At 48.7% G+C, this 16,600-nt stretch carries 12 protein-coding genes; all 12 read right to left on the reverse strand.

Annotation, left to right across the window (positions count from 1 at the left end; all coding sequences use genetic code 11):
* Positions 1 to 20: 20 nt before the first annotated feature.
* The 12 genes from ftsA to B9N86_RS20760 all read right to left on the reverse strand — a co-directional run bounded on the left by ftsA (position 21) and on the right by B9N86_RS20760 (position 16,594).
* On the reverse strand, positions 21 to 1,301 hold the full coding sequence (ftsA, locus tag B9N86_RS20705) for a cell division protein FtsA (RefSeq protein WP_208915040.1): 1,281 nt from the start codon (positions 1,299 to 1,301) through the stop codon (positions 21 to 23).
* A 215-nt stretch (positions 1,302 to 1,516) separates the two neighbouring features.
* The gene (locus B9N86_RS20710) at positions 1,517 to 2,266 is read right to left on the reverse strand and encodes a cell division protein FtsQ/DivIB (protein ID WP_208915041.1); all 750 of its coding nucleotides are present in this window, start codon (positions 2,264 to 2,266) and stop codon (positions 1,517 to 1,519) included.
* Between the two features lie 62 nt (positions 2,267 to 2,328).
* A complete protein-coding gene (gene murA / locus B9N86_RS20715; RefSeq protein WP_208915042.1) occupies positions 2,329 to 3,612 on the reverse strand; it encodes a UDP-N-acetylglucosamine 1-carboxyvinyltransferase in 1,284 nt (427 codons plus the stop codon).
* 16 nt (positions 3,613 to 3,628) lie between these two features.
* The gene (gene murB, locus B9N86_RS20720; RefSeq protein WP_208915043.1) at positions 3,629 to 4,534 is read right to left on the reverse strand and encodes a UDP-N-acetylmuramate dehydrogenase; all 906 of its coding nucleotides are present in this window, start codon (positions 4,532 to 4,534) and stop codon (positions 3,629 to 3,631) included.
* Between the two features lie 160 nt (positions 4,535 to 4,694).
* Positions 4,695 to 5,804 (reverse strand): undecaprenyldiphospho-muramoylpentapeptide beta-N-acetylglucosaminyltransferase, encoded by a 1,110-nt coding sequence (gene murG, locus B9N86_RS20725; protein WP_208915044.1) that lies wholly within the window; start codon positions 5,802 to 5,804, stop codon positions 4,695 to 4,697.
* A gap of 5 nt (positions 5,805 to 5,809) precedes the next feature.
* Positions 5,810 to 6,907 (reverse strand): stage V sporulation protein E, encoded by a 1,098-nt coding sequence (gene spoVE / locus B9N86_RS20730; RefSeq protein ID WP_208915045.1) that lies wholly within the window; start codon positions 6,905 to 6,907, stop codon positions 5,810 to 5,812.
* 49 nt (positions 6,908 to 6,956) lie between these two features.
* A complete protein-coding gene (gene murD, locus B9N86_RS20735; protein ID WP_208915046.1) occupies positions 6,957 to 8,378 on the reverse strand; it encodes a UDP-N-acetylmuramoyl-L-alanine--D-glutamate ligase in 1,422 nt (473 codons plus the stop codon).
* A 2-nt stretch (positions 8,379 to 8,380) separates the two neighbouring features.
* On the reverse strand, positions 8,381 to 9,346 hold the full coding sequence (mraY, locus tag B9N86_RS20740) for a phospho-N-acetylmuramoyl-pentapeptide-transferase (protein WP_208915047.1): 966 nt from the start codon (positions 9,344 to 9,346) through the stop codon (positions 8,381 to 8,383).
* Positions 9,347 to 9,350: 4 nt separating this feature from the next.
* The gene (locus B9N86_RS20745; protein ID WP_280174949.1) at positions 9,351 to 10,769 is read right to left on the reverse strand and encodes a UDP-N-acetylmuramoyl-tripeptide--D-alanyl-D-alanine ligase; all 1,419 of its coding nucleotides are present in this window, start codon (positions 10,767 to 10,769) and stop codon (positions 9,351 to 9,353) included.
* Positions 10,766 to 12,253, reverse strand: a complete 1,488-nt coding sequence (locus B9N86_RS20750) for a UDP-N-acetylmuramoyl-L-alanyl-D-glutamate--2,6-diaminopimelate ligase (RefSeq protein ID WP_208915048.1) — start codon at positions 12,251 to 12,253, stop codon at positions 10,766 to 10,768. Before B9N86_RS20750 ends, B9N86_RS20745 begins: the two co-directional genes overlap by 4 nt.
* Before the next feature lie 65 nt (positions 12,254 to 12,318).
* A complete protein-coding gene (locus B9N86_RS20755; RefSeq protein ID WP_208915049.1) occupies positions 12,319 to 14,262 on the reverse strand; it encodes a stage V sporulation protein D in 1,944 nt (647 codons plus the stop codon).
* Between the two features lie 85 nt (positions 14,263 to 14,347).
* Positions 14,348 to 16,594, reverse strand: coding sequence for a penicillin-binding transpeptidase domain-containing protein (locus B9N86_RS20760; protein ID WP_208915050.1), 2,247 nt, complete (start codon positions 16,592 to 16,594; stop codon positions 14,348 to 14,350).
* Positions 16,595 to 16,600 lie beyond the last annotated feature (6 nt).

The raw sequence follows: 16,600 nt of genomic DNA on the forward strand, positions 1-16,600 counted from the left end.
TCCACTATCAAATGAACCCGCTATATAAACTCGCTGAACATATTTTTCAAACGTTCGATAAATCCCGGTTTCTGGCTGCTGTTTTCCTGAGTTGCTGCGGCAGGATTTTGCTTCGCGCGGTTCACCGGTTTCTTGTTGTTACTGCTACTGTTTCCTCCACTACTCGCGCGTACCCGGATGTTCCGGATCGCATTGTGAAGAATTCCGACTCCGCTGCAGTATCCAGGGTCACGTACACCGATGAAATCGGGAACCGCTATCCGGACGGAAGTCGCCAGTTCGGCCTGTGCCACCTCTAGCACTCCGGGCATGGACATTGTGCCACCCGTAAGTATATAACCTCCGGGAAGCTCATTGTAACCCAAGCGCTTTATTTCTTGGCGTACCAATTGAAAAATTTCTTGAACTCGGGGTTCAATAATGGCTGCAAGATCCTCCTGAGTGAACTCCTTGTCCACATTGCTTCCGATCCGAGTCACTTTAAACATAACTTCCGGTGCAGCGTTATCCATTAACGCGCAACCGTACTTCAGCTTTACCTTCTCAGCTTGATCCGTCAACGTCCGAAGACCGTAGGCAATATCATTCGTTACAAAGTCTCCGCCAATAGGCAATGTTGACGTTGCTGATATGCTTCCTCCTTCGAATACGGTAAGGGTTGTCGATCCTGCTCCGATATCAACCAGGACAGAGCCCATCGTTTTCTCGTCTTTGGAAAGCGCAAGCTGCCCCGCGCCCAGCGGAATCAGTACAAGGTCTTTAACTTTCAGGCCAGACTTTTCCACACAGCGCAAAAGATTATGTATGGCCGTTTTAGCACCTGTAATAATTGTCGCTTCTACTTCAAGGCGAACACCAATCATACCGCGGGGATCTGAAATTCCTTCCAGACCATCTACTACAAACTGTTTAGCTACAACATCAATGATCTCACGGTCAGGAGGCAATGCAACAACTTCGGCTGCTTTCAGCACTCGGTCGATGTCCTCCTCACCAATTTCACGATCCTCGTTCGATACTGCCACAACGCCGTGGCTTGTTTGAAGTCCAATATGATTCCCTGAAATGCCGACGTACACTTCGGATATTTGAATTTCGACCATACGCTCCGCATGGTCAACAGCACTGCGAATGGATTGTACGGTCTGATCGATATCTACAATTGCACCTTTTCGAATTCCCTCCGAGTCGGCAGATCCAACTCCAATAATATTAAAGGTTCCATTATTAATTTCCCCAATAATAGCACGAACTTTGGATGTACCGATGTCCAAACTAACAATGATGTCATTGTTGCTCAAGCCCTGGCACCTCCTGTTTCTCTCATTGTAAATTATAAATATAATAACACTTCTCTACTTATTCAACACGCGCGGGGCTTTCCCTCTTTTTTCTACAATTTTTTTAGTGCCAACATCTGCTAAAAGAGGCCCAAAAAGTCAGAGAAAAAAGAGGGAGAACGACGGGTTGCCAATACATTCAATTATACCATTTTTTCCTACTCCTGAGTAGGGGGCTATTTGCCCTCCTCATCTAGGTTCTCCGGCTTAAAAGGCACATAGGAATCCGCCTCCAGCATCGTAATGACACCGGGCTGTTCCATCTCTATCACTTGATTCAGATATTCGACCTTATCGCGCAGCAAGGAGACAGCAGTGATCACTTCGAATTTTGAGCGGGTATACAGTTTAATACGGTCGGGAAAAGAAGGCGTTGGCGATGGTATTATTTCTGAAATGTCAGAAGTCATACTGTTAGGTATATCGGCCAAAACCTCGCTTAATTTAACCTTGTTAGGATCTTTCGGATCCCACTGAGTTAATATAGGCTTCTCCACGGCGATTCCACTGGCCGAAACAGGAATGGATTTCCCGCTGGCCAGGATAGCCTGCAGACTGCCATTTTTAGCAAGCTCATAGGCAACCGTTGGATATTCAACAACAGTAACATTTACCACACCGGGGAACTTCTTATCCACTTCAGCAGTTTCAATGGTCCCTAATGAAGTCACACGCTCCTTGACCTTGTCGGCATCGACACTAAAAAATTGCATCCCGATCGCAAGCTCACTTTTTTCCATCAACTGCTTGTCCGTATTAAACGTATTTCCGGTAAAGTGAATCTCTGTTACCTTGCTGACAGGCGAACGAAAAAAGAGCACGGCCAGCAGGGCCAGGAACAGCAGCATTAAAATAAATATGATTTTTCTGCCGGTTTTCGGTTTAGGCCTGTCCTCTTTAAGCACAGGAATTTGAGTCTTTGGCATATCCTCTCTCTCCAGAAAGACCTGTCATCCCTCCCGTATGGGAGGGATGCTTCAGGACATCGTCAATTGGCTAAATCTAGTGGCTTCGGTACGGGTGACTGGCGGTAAATCCTTGCACCCAAGCCTTGGAACATGTTCTCAATCCGGTCATATCCACGATCAATATGATGAATCTGTTCTACAATCGTTGTACCTTGAGCAGCAAGCCCCGCTATGACTAACGCCGCACCGGCCCGAAGGTCGGTAGCCTCCACAGTGGCACCATATATTCGCTGTACTCCGCGGATAAATGCGCAGTTCATGTCTGTAGAAATATCAGCGCCCATTCGGGACAGTTCTTCCACATGTTTGAAGCGGCCTTCAAATACCGTCTCTTTCATAACGCTAAATCCGTCAGCCAGCGACAGCAGCACCATAACCTGGGACTGCAGATCCGTCGGAAAAGACGGATACGGCGAAGTTACGATCCGCTCTACAGCTTTCGGACGGCCCATACAGCTTATATTCATTATATCATTGCAGATACTGGTTTGAACACCAGCGCGCTTTAGCACGTGAATAAGAGAATTCAGATGCGACGGATTACATTTGGTGAGCGTCACGCTGCCCCTTGTTGCGGCTGCCGCGATCATGACCGTACCTGCGACGATACGGTCAGGAATGATCTCATAATCGCAAGGTTCAAGCCGATCGACACCGTGGATTGTGATCGTATCCGTTCCTGCTCCAATAATATTGGCGCCCATCTTGTTTAAAAAGTGCTGCAGGTCCTGAATTTCCGGCTCCCGTGCCGCATTCGTCAGGACGGTTGTTCCCTTCGCTGTCGCAGCAGCCATCATAATATTCTCGGTTGCACCCACACTGGCAAAGTCCAGGTGAATGTCCGCCCCAATTAAGCGACTGGCTCTACAGTGAATCTTTTGATCACTTTCCTCGATTTCGGCACCCAATGCCTGAAGTCCCTGGAGATGAAGATCGATTTTCCGTTCGCCGATCGCGCAACCTCCAGGCTGATAAATCGTCACTTCACCGAATCGGGCCAGCAGAGGACCCATCAAGAAGATGGAGGATCGCATCTGCTTCATTAAATCTTCCGGCACATGAAACGAATTGGCGGATGAAGTATCCACAGTGACCGTCTCGAGCTCATGCTTACACTTTGAACCGAGACGGCTCAGAATGTTCAGCATCACTTCAATGTCCAGCAGGTGTGGTACATTGCTAAGCCGGAAATTTCCTTCGGCAAGAAGGCTTGCCGCCAGAATCGGTAAAGCGGCATTTTTTGCTCCATGGATACGTATGGTTCCTGATAGGGGGCTTCCGCCCTCAATCACCAATTTGTCCAATGTATCACCTCCGAGTTTACCGCTCTCCCATGACATAGACCTCAGGCACCAAAGTTATACCGTGTTTCTCTGCGATGGTCTCCTGAACTTTCTTCATCAGGGCGAGCACGTCCTCTGCTGTCGCTTGACCGGTGTTTTCAATGAAATTGGCATGCTGTAGGGAAATCTCGGCGCCTCCGATTCGAAGCCCCTTTAGTCCCGCCGCTTCAATCAACCGTGCGGCATGATCACCAGGCGGATTTCGGAATACACTGCCGGCTGTTGCGGATTGTAGCGGCTGGGTACGCCGCCGGCGGTCCTTATAGGACGCCATGGCCGCCGAGATTTCCTTGCGGTCGCCGTGCTGGAGCTGAAACACCGACTGAATTACGATTCCTTTCCTGTCATGCAGGACGGAATGCCGATAATCAAACTCCATATCTTCCGCAGCAAAGTGAACCAATTCACCTGACTCCAGTACAATGTCAGCGGACTTAAATATGCGTGACACATCAGACCCGTGGGCACCGGCGTTCATATAAACAGCCCCTCCGACTGACCCAGGTATACCTCCAGCAAACTCCAGACCGGTCAACCCCTCTTTACCGGCCAGAACGCTAAGTTTAACGAATGACATGCTGCCTCCGGCAGTTACCAAGTCACCGTCAAAGACTACCTCGTCAAATCCCTGTCCCAGCTTTATGACGGCTCCGCGTATACCTTTATCCGATATAAGCATATTGGATCCACGTCCGAGCTGTATCCACGGGATATCGTGGGTGTGGAGAATGGCGGCCAGTTCTGCCAATTGTTCCTTCGTTTCCGGGACAATCAGAACATCGGCAGGCCCACCGATTTTCCAGGTTGTATATTTTGCCAGTGGCTCGTTCTTGAATATTGCTCCGACGTTCGATTGCGATAACTGTAGTTCCCACTGCTGCATCTTACAAAAACCTCCCTTGACTTCAAAACCGAAAAGGCCATTCCCCGGCTTGGCGAAGAGATGGCCGCTCTGGATGATACCGGCCTCTTGGGTGAGATTGTCACGATTATAGAGTATCTTATGTAGACCCCTATAGGTGTGTGACAATCGCCCAGCCGTTTTAACGGTTGTTGATCAACCGGCGTATTTCCTCAACAATAACAGCTGCTGAATCGGGCTTGCCGAGCCGACGTGAGGCTTCGGACATGGAATGCTGCGTACCCTGATTTCCCATGATCTCTTCTATTCGGGCAAAAAGGATTTCGGCCGTCAAATCTTTTTCCAAAATCATTCGGGACGCTCCCGCATCTTCCAGCTGCCTGGCATTCGCCTCCTGGTGATTATTCGTCACATTCGGGGACGGTATAAGCACAGAAGGTATTCCAAGCGAAGTCGTTTCCGCTAAAAAGGATGCGCCCGCCCGGTTCACAATCAGTGAAGTAGAGGCGAGCACTTCCGGCATGTTATGCACATAAGGAACAATATGGAGATGATTTGATATCGTACCCAGTTGGCTGCGCACCGCCTCACGAGTTCCCTCAAAATACAAATCTCCGGTTACATATACAAAATGTACGTTCGGAAGTTTGGTCAGCATCGGCGCCATGCCGATCATCGCTGTATTGATGGCCCTAGCCCCACGGCTTCCTCCAACAACGAGCACAACACGGCTGTCCATCGGTATTCCTAGCGAAGCGAATCCTCGTTCACGATTAGCCGATTGAACCGTGGTTGCCCGTGGATTACCGGTATAAACGACTCTTTTGGCTTTGGAAAATGAGCTTTCCGATCCTTCAAAACTAACGGCAACGGTAGAAGCGTAGCGACTCAGAAACTGATTCGTCAGACCGGGTATGGCATTCTGCTCGTGAATCATCGTCGGAATGCCAAGCTTCGCAGCCGCATAAACGACCGGTCCGCACACATAGCCGCCGGTGCCGATTACCACATCCGGTTTAAAATCAGCAAGCAATTTTTTGCTTGTTGACACTCCTTTTAAAAAGCGCATTACGGTCTTCACATTATCAAAGGACAGCTTCCGGCGGAAACCAGTAATATCGATGCTCTCGAACGGAAGACTCTCTTGGGGAACAAGCTTGCTTTCCAAGCCCTGCTTACCTCCAATATATAAAAAAGCGGTTTTTGGGTCCTCCGCTTCAAATTGTCTGGCAATAGCGACGGCGGGGTAAATATGGCCCCCCGTACCACCGCCGGTTAATACGACACGCATGCCGTTCACCTCGCATAACGGGATATATTTAATAAAATGCCTAGCGCGGTCAGCATCAGCGTCAAGGAACTACCTCCATAGCTGATCAGCGGAAGCGTGATACCTGTTACTGGCATAAGCCCTATAACAACTCCGATGTTAATAACGACCTGTATGGCAACCATACCGATAATACCGACAGCCAGCAAACTTCCAAAGCCGTCGTTTACGGTCATCGCCACTCTCATCCCACGCCACACCAGTGTGAGGAACAGGAGCAGAACAATTAAGCCACCAATAAATCCAAGTTCCTCCGCAAGGATAGCGAAAATAAAGTCAGTCTGGGGCTCAGGAACGTAACTGTATTTCTGACGGCTCATTCCCAGGCCAAGGCCGCCAAGGCCACCCGGTCCAATCGCATAAAGGGATTGAATAATTTGGTAACCCGTTCCAAGAGGATCAGACCACGGATCAAGAAAACCGGTAATCCGTTTCAGCCTGTACGGTGCAGTCAGAATGAGACCGATGAAACCTGCAACTCCGCCCAAAGCGAGGAATCCTAGATGCTTCATACGTACACCCGCTGTAAATACGATCATGAGTGCGGCACCCAGCATAACGGCCCCTGTTCCAAGATCCGGCTGAAGCATGATTAGTCCAAAGGCCAGTCCAATCAGTCCAAGCGGTGGCATTAATCCTTTAGAAAAGGACGTTATGTCATAATCCTCACGGCTGAGCCACTTGGATAAGAACAGAATCATTCCTAGCTTCATAAATTCTGACGGTTGAATGCCAAATGAGCTAATACCCAACCAGCTACGCGCACCACCGCGAACAACGCCCACACCTGGGATCAATACGATCACAAGCATAAAAAAGCAAATCAATAAGCCGAGTTTCGCATATTTTTTCCACACGCGAAAATCTATGTTTGCAGTAAAATACATGGCAGCAAGACCAAGACCTGCAAAAAGCAGCTGCCGCTTCACAAAATAAAACTGATCTCCGTAATCATGAAAAGCGAGTACGGACCCCGCGCTGTACACCATAACAATTCCGATGGTCAGCAGGGTCAAAATACAAATCAGGAGCCATAAATCAGGCGCCGGACGATTCTTGTTCATGAAGAGGCCACCTTTAGCATACGAAGTAGGGGCTTATCCACCCCCCTACTTACAGATTATGCACCGCCTCTTTAAAAATGCGTCCACGCACCGCATAAGAAGAAAACATGTCCCAGCTTGCGCAAGCAGGCGAAAGAAGGACAATGTCCCCCTGGTCTGCTAATTCGGCAGCTTTCTTTACAGCGGCAGTGAGTGCAGCGGCGGCGTCTTCATCATTATCGACGAGGACGATTTGCTTTAATCCGGCCAGTTCTGCCGCTTTCGCTATTTTTTCCTTCGTTTCGCCAAGAAGCACTACCGATTTGACACGTCCTTTTAAAGAAGGCACAAGTTCTTCGTAGCTAGAACCTCTGTCGAGTCCCCCGGCTATAAGAACAATCGGACGGGTAAACGAAGTCAATGCCATGTTTGTAGCCTTGGAGTTCGTTGCTTTAGAGTTGTTGTAATAGGAGACACCATCGATGTCCTTCACAAATTCCAGACGGTGCTCTACGCCCCGGAAATCCGTAAGCGGACCGGCAAGCGCGGAAATATTAGCTCCCGCGGCAATGGCGATGGCACACGAAGCGAGTGCATTCGCGACATTAAATTGGCCAGGCAAAGCTATTTTATCTACTGGAATGATCTCATGGCTGAAGCCTTTGCTGTCCGTATAAACGACCATACGGCTCAATTCATCTTCTACACCGGGCAAGTATGGCGGAACCACATGCACGCCTTCTCGAAGACTCTCATTCATCGAAAAAGGCAAAATATGAGCTTTGATATATGGCACGAGGCTCCGGCATACCGGATCATCCCAATTAAGTACAGCGGTATCTTCTGTTGTCTGATTGCTGAACAGTTTGGCCTTGGAGGCAACATAATCATCCATACTACCATGGTAATCCAAATGGGTCTCCGCCACATTCAGCAGACAGGCTATACGAGGACGGTATTCTTCCGTCCCTTTCAGCTGAAAGCTGCTGAGTTCAACAACCATCCAGTTGTGTTCGGATGCTTCCTGAGCAGCTTCGCACAGCGGTGTTCCTATGTTACCGGCCACAATCGGCGACATTCCTGCGGCTTCCAGCAGTTTGCCGACCCACGTAGTAGTGGTCGTCTTGCCATTTGAACCTGTAATCCCAATCATCGGCGCGCTGCAAAGATGGTAGGCTACCTCTACTTCAGTCACAACCGGAATCCCAAGCTCCTGCGCTTTAAGAACTGGCGGAACATGATATGGAATGCCAGGATTTTTCACAAGAAGGGATACACCTTGATGAATGAGTCCTTCAGGATGTCCTCCGCATACGACGGAAATACCCAAAGCTTCGATCTCCGAAGCTTCGGGACATTCTTCTCGCTCCTTTTTATCATTAACAGTAACCAAAGCTCCGGCATTGTGCATAACCTTGGCTACTTGAACTCCGCTTTTGGCCAGTCCCAAGACAACAACTTCCTTACCCCGGTAAAATTCTGGATGCTTCATCTTTACAACCCCTTGTTAATATAAAGTCCTAGACCCGCCAGCACGAGACCTACAGCCCAAAATGTAATGACTACTCGCCACTCCGACCAACCGGACAATTCAAAGTGATGATGAATCGGACTCATCTTGAAAATACGTTTGCCCCTCGTTTTAAAAGAAGCCACTTGAAGCACGACTGACAGCATTTCCACCACGAATACCCCGCCGATGATTAGAAACAGCAGTTCGCTCTTCGTCACGATAGCGATGGCACCAATGGCGCCGCCGATTCCGAGTGAGCCCGTGTCACCCATAAATACTTTAGCCGGGTGGGCGTTAAATACGAGGAAACCGAGTACAGCCCCGATCATCGCGGCCGCACAAAAAGCTGCTGCAAACGAGGTAGACTGGATAGCAACAAGCGCATATGCTCCAAAAGCAATTGCACTGACACCTGAGAGTAATCCGTCAAGGCCATCCGTAAAGTTGACTGCGTTGCTTATCGCAAGCATCATGACAACGATAAATGGATAGTAAAACCATCCGCCCCAATCGAATGCCCAGTCCGTTCCGGGAACGCCGATCGCTGTACTGTGACCATTCGAAATAAGGAGCCAACACATAATGCCGGCAAACAAAAGCTGTCCGAACAACTTTTGGCGGGCAGTAAGCCCTAAAGAACGGCGAAACACGATTTTCACGTAATCATCTAAAAATCCGATCAGACCAAACCCGAGTGTACCTACAAGCAGCACATAAAAGTTCGTGTCAACAGGAGAAAATTTCACAAAAGTCAAAGTAAAGGCCAATAAAATAATAACCCCGCCCATTGTAGGCGTTCCAGCTTTTTTAAGGTGACTTTGCGGACCATCGTCCCGAACCTGCTGACCAAATTTCATCCGGCGAAGCAGCGGTATAAGCAGCGGTGCGGATATGACAGCAAGTACGAACGATACGCCGATCGTCAGCAATAACAGTTGAAAGTCCATGAGATCACCCCCTTACGTCGTTGTTGCCGCTATGCAAGCTTTTTAGTGCTTCCACAACGTCTTCCAGTTTCATGCCACGCGAACCTTTGACCAATACAACATCTTTATTGGTTACCTCATTCGATACCCTTTCGATCAATGCTGCTTTATCGGTGAAGGCCATTACCTGTCCTTCAGGCAGACGAGCTTTGGCTGTTTCCGCCGTATAAATGGACAGAGGACCGTAAGTAAACACCATATCTACCTTGTCAGGCGACACATACTGCCCGATTTCAGCATGATAATCCTGTTCACGGAGTCCCAATTCAAGCATGTCCCCGAGAACGGCGATTCGCCGACGGAAGCCTTTCATATCACCCAGAACATCCAGAGCTGCTTTGACAGACACTGGGCTTGCATTATATGCATCGTTCAATACCGTAACTCCGTGCTCGGTTTCAATGCTCTCTATACGCATGCTTGTCAGACGCAGACCCGCGAGGCCTTCACGGATCTGTTCTTCGCTGATACCGTAATGCTCGGCAACTGCTAGTGCAGCTAACGCATTTACTACGTTATGGCGACCCAGGAGAGGTAAACTGAATCCCTCACCGGTATGACGGTGGGAGGTAAAGATAATTCCCTTGGCATGGAACATCATGCCTGTTGGGTAATCATCGTTGTCTTCCCCGGGCCCAAAGGTGAACGTCTGTAGCCCGTCAGGTTTTTTGGTTTCGGACTCGGCAAGCACTTGAGGAATCAGAGGCTCGTCTCCATGATGGATCAGCAGCCCGCCAGGCTTCATGCCACTAACAATTTCCAGCTTGGCACGTGCAATTTCCTCCCTAGAGCCAAGCTGCAACATATGTGATTCACCTACATTCGTAACAACTGCCGTATCAGGCCGGGCAATTGAGGACAGCAGTTCGATCTCATAACGTCCACTCATTCCCATCTCCAGCACGACAATATCCGTTCCCTCCGGCATGTCGAGAACCGTAAGCGGAAGTCCGATTTGATTGTTAAAATTACCTTGTGTTTTATGAACTTTATATTTCGTTTCGAGCAGTGCTGTAACCATGTCCTTTACCGTAGTTTTACCGTTGCTGCCAGTAATGCCTACAACCTTGGCTCCGCTCTGCTCGAGATAGGAAGCAGCCAGTGACTGCAGAGCAACCAGCGTATCCTTAACAAGGATAACCGGCCCTTCGGGTGGCGTACCATGATCCTCTTGCCACAGTATAGCTCCGGCATTAGACTCTAGCGCTTGCCCCGCAAAATCATGGCCATCAAAACGTTCGCCAACAAGTGGAACATACAAACTGCCCTGCTGGATTTTCCGTGAGTCTGTACTAACTCCTTGAATCATAACTTCTTCATCTTGTTTACACATAAGCGCACCGCAGCACATGGCTGCGATGCTTCGCAATGGTTTTTGGATCACAATTGTCTGCCCCTTATCGCTTCTTTTGCAACGATGCGGTCGTCGAAATCAAACATTTTCCCCGCGATCAGTTGATAGGTCTCATGACCTTTCCCCGCAATCAATACTACATCTCCCGGGCTTGCCATTTCAATAGCCTTTTTAATTGCTTGCCTGCGGTCTACAATGAGCTGGTAACGTTTCTCAGAAACGCCGTCCTCCAACAGGCCTGCTTCGATATCTTTCAAGATAAGATCAGGATCCTCTGATCTGGGATTATCAGAGGTCACAATGACGGTATCGCTAAATCTTGCAGCGATTTTGCCCATAATCGGACGCTTGCTCGTATCACGGTCTCCCCCGCAGCCAAACACGGTCAAAATCTTGCCCTGAGCAAATTCCTTGATGGTGCGGAGCACATTATCCAGACCATCCGGCGTGTGGGCATAATCCACAATAACAGCAAATGGCTGTCCCGCATCTACCGCTTCGACCCGGCCTTCTACTCCAGGCACGGATTCGAGGCTTTTTTTGATATCCTGCAACGGTACTTCTTCAAGCAGCGCTGCAGCAATGGCTGCCATCGTATTATACACATTGAATTTACCGATCATTTTTAGTGAAATATCTGTACTGCCTCGAAAAGTATCTACATGAAATGAAGTTCCCTGAGCTGTTATTGCAATACCGGATGCACGTACATCCGCGTTCTCGTGTAAACCGTATGTAATGACTTCAGCTGATGTCAGTTTCGCAAACTGTTCGGAAGCTTTATCGTCTGCGTTGAGAACCGCGTACTTTCGCTGCTTGGGATCTTTGGCAAAAGCATTGCCGAGTCGTGAGAAAAACAACCCTTTAGCACTCTGGTATTCTTCCACGGAGTTATGATAGTCCAGATGATCCTGTGTCAAATTCGTAAAGACAGCCGTCCGGAAATCGGTTCCTTTCACGCGCCCCTGTTCCAGAGCATGGGAGGATACTTCCATAACGCAGAATTGTGCACCTGCCTGTGCCATGTCGTTCAGACTTCGCTGCAGCTCGAGCGCTTCCGGTGTCGTTCCCGACATCGGGAACGACCTGCCGTCATACTTCATTTGGATCGTGCCAATTAATCCGGTTTTTAGACCATAATCACTCATGATTTTATCAATGAGATAAGTCGTTGTTGTCTTTCCGTTCGTTCCGGTTACACCGATTGTAGTCATGCGCTTGCTTGGCTGGCCATAGAACGTATCGGCCAACACCGCCATAGCGAACCGGCAGTCCTTCACAATAACTTGCGGCAATGCAGTCTCCAACCTTCGGTTTACAACAAGGGCTGCCGCACCATTGTCTCCTGCCTCGCCTGCATAATCATGTCCATCCACCGTATGACCCGGCAAGCAAATGAACAAATCCCCGGGAATCACTTGTCTGGAATCGGTCTGAAGTCCGGAGACGTTAATCTCACCATCGCCGATGATAACGGCTGCGGCCAAAACGGATGTCAATTCGTTCAGTTTCATCGTCATCCCTCCAAATATGCGCCCATTAGCGGACGCATCCTTCTACTGTGAAGCGGATGCGTCCGCTAGTGCTCATGCTCATCTTCAGACGAAGTGCCCATATATATCCGGATCGTTGAACCCCGTTCCACCCGACTTCCCGGCTTCGGTGCCTGACTGATCACCTTATTTCCGGTGCCCGATTTAGCAAGCATGAAGTTCATGTTCAGATCTTCATACAAATCCTGAACCGTTGCACCGACCAGGTTAGGTACAGTAACCGTTGGCGTTTCCCCGTACTTGTATTCCCGCGCCATCTGATCTTTCCGCTGTGGAACCTGCATGTAATGTAGCGAATCCTCCAGAATGTTCTGCACGATTGGTGCCGCTACGACGCCCCCGAACTGAATTCCCTTCGGGTTGTCTACTGCAGCATACACGACAATCTGCGGATCATCTGCTGGCGCGAAGCCTATAAAGGATACGATATGCTCGGTCGAAGAATAACGGCCGTTGATAACTTTCTGAGCGGTACCAGTTTTCCCACCAACCCGGTAACCGTCAATAAAGGCGGGGCGACCCGTTCCTTTGGCAACGACGCTTTCTAGCGCCTCTCTTACTTGTTTGGACGTTTCTTCCGAGATAACCTGCCTCACCGGCTCTGGTTTAATTTCATCAACGACTTCACCGGTCTCTGGGTGAATCCACGCTTTGGCTACATGAGGCTGGTATAGATTGCCGCCATTAATGGCGGCGGAAACCGCAGCGACCTGTTGAATCGGCGTAACAGAAACCCCCTGTCCAAATGCTGTTGTAGCCAACTCTACCGGACCTACTCTCGACAGCTTGAACAAGATGCCGTTTCCCTCACCAATCAGATCCACACCTGTCTTTGCGCCAAAACCGAAATCACGGATATATTGGAAGAGAGTTTCTTTACCTAGCTTCTGACCGAGTGCCACAAACCCTGGGTTGCAGGAGTTCTGAACGACTTCCATAAACGTCTGGCTTCCGTGTCCCCCTCTCTTCCAGCAGCGAAGTCTTGCTCCGCCGACCTCAACAGCGCCAGAATCAAAAAAATGATCATTTTTCAAATTCACCTTGCCTTCTTCCAGTGCTGCAGCAAGGGTGATGATTTTAAACGTTGATCCCGGCTCGTATGTCATCCAAATCGGAAGATTACGGTTATAAATGTCCGGTTCAAATTCTTTATACCTTGCCGGGGAATATCCAGGCCGGCTGGCCATGGCCAAGATCTCGCCATTTTTAGGATTCATCGCGATGGCCCAACTGGCATTTGCTTGGTATTTGACCATAGCCTGATCCAATTCACGCTCCATAATGGATTGAATGGATTTATCAATGGTAAGCTCTAGATTCAGTCCGTCTCTAGGCTCCATATATTTCTCGGATGACCCAGGCATCAGCCGACCGCCGGCATCTGACAAATAGGAGATACTCCCATTGAGGCCTCTAAGCTTATCATCAAATTTCTTCTCGGTTCCTGTCAGACCCTGATTGTCGATACCCGTAAAGCCAAGGATATGTGCCGCGAGTCCGCCGTAAGGATAGTAGCGGGTATTGTCCTCAGCAACAACGATACCCGGCAGCTTCAAATCACGAATTTCCTGAGCCAGCTCCATCGTAATTTTTCGTCCGCCGGGTTTAAGCCGTTCTACCATGGATCCCCGCTTCGTAATAATCTTCTTCACGTCGGCCTCGTTCATGCCAAGCTTCGAAGCCAACAATGTTGCTGTTTTATCCGGTTCCTTGATCTGAACTGGAATAGCCATGATGGTTGGTGTACTAATATTCGTAACTAATGCTTCACCGTTGCGGTCAAGGATTCCCCCCCGTTTAGCAGTAAACGGAATGTTGCGGCGCCAGGACTCCTCTGCTTTTGCCGACAGCTCTGCACCTTCCCCGATTTGAACGTAGGCAAGCCGGACAACAAGTGCAGCGAACAGCAGAAACAGCAGCAGCAGGGTCCAGAGCAGCCTCCTCCGCTGAGATACCATAGATACTTTCAACTAAGCTTCCCTCCCCATCGAACCCGTAAGCTCATGAATTACGTTTATCACATGAGTATTCGGGACAACTAGGGGTTAGAACAAGCTATTCCTTACCAGATGATGTCTCATCTGATTTGGCAGCATCTGGTTCACCGCCGGACGAGGAGGAATCAACACCCTTAACGGTATCCTCTGCAGATTTCAGTGTCAGATAAACGACACGACGACCGTTCTCGGTTGCTTCCTTCTGCTCGGAAACATAGCCTTCACCTTGGACACTGGCACGCACCTTCATCAAGGTGAGAACCTCCATGGCATCACGTAGAGATTCTCCCTTCAGATCCGGTATCTTCATCTTTGCATCATCTTCTGTCAGAAGATAGATCCGCTGACCAGCTCCCATCGATGAACCTGCCGGCGGATACTGTTTTTTTACAGTGCTTCCTTTACCCAATGTTTCAAAAGGAAACCCTTCAGCCAGGAGCTTCGTTTTAACCTCGCTGACCTTCATTCCCGCCAAGTTAGGTGTTGTACGAACATCTGCAGCAGCTGGTTTATCTTTTTTATCTTTTTTATTTTCTTTGTCATCCGGAGATTCTGTTTTAGGTACACCCCAGTATTTCAAAGACTGGGATACAATCTTTTTGAATACAGGCGCCGCAGCTGCCCCGCCGCCGATTTGCTCACTCGGCTCGTCGATAATGACAAGCACGGCGATTTTCGGGTCATCCACAGGAGCATATCCGATAAAGGAAGCAACTACTTTGTTTCGGTCGCTGTAATCGCCTTTTATCGCTGTTCCGGTTTTACCGGCTACGCGATAACCATCGATGTATGCTAGTCTACCGCTGCCTATCTCCTGGTCTGCAACGACCTGCTCAAGATATTCGCCGGTTTTTCTTGCCGTCTCCGGAGAGATGACCTGCCGCTCAACTTTAGGCTTGATATTTGTTATCACACCTGTATTCGGGTCTTCTTTTTGTTTCACGATCTGAGGTTTCATCAGCTTGCCGCCGTTAGCTACAGCTGAAATGGCTGCAATCTGCTGAATCGGCGTAACCGAAACAGCATAGCCGTAAGGAACAGTCGAGATGTCGATATCTCTCTCCATATTCATACGTCCGAGCCCTTCACCTGGGAGTTCGATCTCTGTCCTTTCACTGAAACCGAAATCATTAATATATTTTTTTAGACGCTCTTTGCCGAGCATTTCATATCCAAGCTTTACAAAGGCAACGTTACTAGATCTCTTCACACCATCTAGATAAGAGATCTGCCCCCCCCATCCCTCACGTCTGACATCCCAGTGTGTTCTGCCGCCCGCACGGATGGAGCCTGACATATAAGTTGCATCGGGGTTGAATAAGTTCTCTTGGATTGCGCTGGCAAGTGTAACGATTTTGAAAGTCGAACCAGGCTCATAAGTCGATCTAACCGCATGATTGTAAAAATTCTTCATATCGGGAGTATTCCAGAATGTATTCGGATCAAAGGTTGGCATATTCGCCATCCCTAAAATTTCCATCGTGTTCGGATCGGCAGCTATAACTGTCATGCTGAGTGGATTATACTGCTCATAGGCCTCACGCATAGCATCCTCGATATAATACTGGATTGTGTCATCGATCGTCAGCTTAAAATTATTTCCATTTTTGGGTGGCTGGTAAACTTCGTCAGCCGAAGGGACCTTTACTCCCTTCTTATCACTCTGATATTTGGCAAAGCCATTAACGCCTTTGAGCTCATCATCAAAATAATATTCGAAACCGTCTTTGGCAATTCCTTGACGGTCCGTATATCCCAAAACATGCGCAGCCAAGGTGTTTCTCGGATAAAACCGCTTCTTCTCGTTTATTATCGAAATTCCGGTATCCGGTACCTTTCCTGCAGATAGAAGTTGCTGCTTGAGCTCGCTCATCAACTTTTCAACTTGATTTTTCTTTTCTTCATCAATTTTCCAGCCTTCAAGACGAACTTCTCGATAGACATGATAGCTTCCATCTTCCTTCTTGGCCGTTATAAGTTCTCGAAGCTCATCTTCTTTCTTATTCAGTACCTTGTGAAGTCCTTCTACGACCTCATCCTCCAGATCATTCGCTTGAATGACCTTCGGGTTTACAGCGACGGTATATGCCGGCGCATCCATGGCAAGAATATCGCCATCCCGATCCATAATTGTGCCGCGGGATGCCACAAGGGTCTCCTCACGGTCCCAGTTAGCCAAGGCTTTCTCCTGCCAGAAATCATTATCAATGACCTGCAGCCAAAAAATACGTCCAATCAATAAAAGAAAAAAGAGGGTAATCACTCCCCCTATTAGCAATGTACGCAGTTTAATTTTTTTAATCATCGGTCC

This window comes from Paenibacillus uliginis N3/975, from assembly GCF_900177425.1.
Taxonomy (GTDB): Bacteria; Bacillota; Bacilli; order Paenibacillales; family Paenibacillaceae; genus Paenibacillus_AQ; species Paenibacillus_AQ uliginis.